Raw genomic sequence first — 1,507 nt, 5'->3', positions numbered from 1 at the left:
CGGAACTCGCGTGACTGGGGCCGGAACTGGCGTGATTGAAGCCGGAACTCGCGAGTTCCGGCCTCAATCACGCCAGTCACGGGTTCAATCACGTGAGTTCCGGCTCTGATCACGGGAGTTCCGGGTTGAGTGAGCGGGCGGTGGCGAGGATCGCGTCGGCGACTTCGGGCAGGGGACGGGTGCCGTCGATGATCGTTGCGCCGGGGTGCCGGTAGGCGTTGTCGCCGAGGGCCGCGGCCAGCTCCTCCGGGTGCTTGCCGAAGCTGTTCGACGTGCGGGTCAGGAGCCGGTGGCGGAGCGTGTCCTCGTCGATCACCAGGCAGACCACCAGGTCGAAGAGGTCCCGCACGTCCTCGTGGTTCTCGGGGCAGCCACAGAAGAACGCGATCTGGCCGGCTGTCCGGGCCGCCAGGGCCTCGACCTTCGCACGGCTGATCCGCCAGCCGAAGCGGTCGAGCCAGCCCGCCGGCACCGGGTCGGGCGGATCGGTGACAACCGCGCCGCTCACCCGGTCCGCCCAGTGGTGGTAGCCCTCCTCGTCCGCGTCGACCGCGAACTCGCCCCGCTCCTTCAGGAGGGCGCAGACCGCCGACTTGCCGGCTCCCGCGTTGCCGGTCACCCACACCAACGGCACGTCAGTCCTCGTAGCAGCTCGCGGCGAAATCCCGGATCGCGTCCGACAGGCGGGTCGGGTCGAGCCTCAGCTCGACCGGGCTGCGCGCCTGGACGAACTCCGCGTCCGGCATGTCGATCGCCAGCGTGTCCGCGTCGCCGAACGGGTGGATCGGGTCGCCCTGGTGCCCGATCACCAGCGCGCGCGTCGAGATCTTGCGGCGCACCGACTTCGGGGGCGCGATCCGGCCGAACAGCACCCCGTGCAGCAGCGCCGCCATCGGGGCCGGGCGCTGGGAGAGCGTGTCGGTGACGACGTCGACCCACTGGTTGCCGTGCGGGACCACCGAGGCCGCCAGCGCCACCGCCTGCACCGTGAACGGCAGGAAGCGGGCCGCCATCAGCAGCGGTGCGAAGGTGAACAGCCCGGCGACGATCGCGTTGTCCAGCACCGGCATCTCGACGATCAGCCCGCGCGCCCGCGAAGGCGCCTGCACCGCCACTTCCAGCGAGACGTTCGCGCCCAGTGACGTCCCGCCGATCACGGCGGACGAGACCTCGAGGTGGTCCAGCAGCGCCAGGGTCTGCTCGGCGAACGACGGCATCGAGTACAGCCACGACTCGGTCGGCCGGTCGGAGTCGCCGTGGCCGAGCAGGTCCAGGGTGATCACCCGGAAGCCCGCCCGGGCCAGCCGCCGCGCGAGGGGCGCGTGCATCCGGCGGGTCAGCATGATCCCGTGGGTGAGGACGACGACCTTGTCGCCGCTGCCGAACTCGGTGTACCAGAGCCGGTGTCCCTCGTGGTCGAACGAGCCGGTGAGCTCGATCGACCACGAGGGACACCGGCTCTGGTACACCGAGTTCGGCAGCGGCGACAAGGTCGTCGTCCTCACCC

Annotated in this window: 2 protein-coding genes; both read right to left on the bottom strand. The window is 70.8% G+C overall.

The genetic code is table 11. The features are described 5' to 3' along the window. Window positions 1-109: 109 nt before the first annotated feature. On the bottom strand, window positions 110-634 hold the full coding sequence (locus tag CCN39_RS48810) for an AAA family ATPase (protein WP_086854024.1): 525 nt from the start codon (window positions 632-634) through the stop codon (window positions 110-112). Window position 635: 1 nt separating this feature from the next. Further along, window positions 636-1,481, bottom strand: a complete 846-nt coding sequence (locus tag CCN39_RS48805; protein ID WP_434781171.1) for an alpha/beta fold hydrolase — start codon at window positions 1,479-1,481, stop codon at window positions 636-638. Window positions 1,482-1,507: the final 26 nt, after the last annotated feature.

The sequence above is a fragment of the Amycolatopsis kentuckyensis genome (genome assembly GCF_002155975.1).
GTDB classification, from domain to species: domain Bacteria; phylum Actinomycetota; class Actinomycetes; order Mycobacteriales; family Pseudonocardiaceae; genus Amycolatopsis; species Amycolatopsis kentuckyensis.
This window is presented reverse-complemented; position numbering and strand designations above follow the sequence as displayed.